The organism is Snodgrassella sp. CFCC 13594, assembly GCF_001590725.1.
In the GTDB taxonomy this organism is placed as follows: Bacteria; Pseudomonadota; Gammaproteobacteria; order Burkholderiales; family Neisseriaceae; genus Snodgrassella.
On the sequence record NZ_LQXR01000084.1, the window covers coordinates 1 to 542 of the forward strand.

The 542-nt window shown below is 43.0% G+C and carries 1 protein-coding gene; it reads right to left on the bottom strand.

The genetic code is table 11. The features are described 5' to 3' along the window. Positions 1 to 186: 186 nt before the first annotated feature. On the bottom strand, positions 187 to 402 hold the full coding sequence (locus A2F46_RS13515) for a DUF2798 domain-containing protein (RefSeq protein WP_082783700.1): 216 nt from the start codon (positions 400 to 402) through the stop codon (positions 187 to 189). Between the last annotated feature and the right edge of the window lie 140 nt (positions 403 to 542).

Sequence of the window (542 nt, forward strand, 5' to 3'; positions counted from 1 at the left end):
TCACTGAAGCAACGGTGGTGGATCACATCAAACCACACTGTGGTGACATGAAGCTATTTTGGGATAGGAACAATTGGCAGAGCTATGCAAGAGCTGTCACGACAGTATCAAGCAGGCTGAAGAAAAGGGCCGCAAGGTTAACGCAATAGGACTGGATGGCTGGCCTATTGGGTGCGTTGAATAAGATCACTTTTCTAGCACCTTAATAATTTGACCTCGTACACGTGGTGCAATTATAGATGCCAATACCATTGCAATTGGCCAAGCCATGAGCCATGAGGTGAGCCATTCTGAAATGAAGCCCGCCTTAAAGCCTATATGGAACGCTGTCATGATAAAAGACATCAAGAAAGACATGATAGTACTCATGCAAATAGGCATTAATCGTGGAACAGTTAGCATGACTTTTATCTTAGATAGTAAACATGATTATTATACCTTACATAGTGGGAATTAAACATGAGTAACCAAATACTAGAGCTACTACAGGCAGAGGCAGGACGCATCATCAAGCGTTCAGTAGACATAGAGCAAGCGTGCAA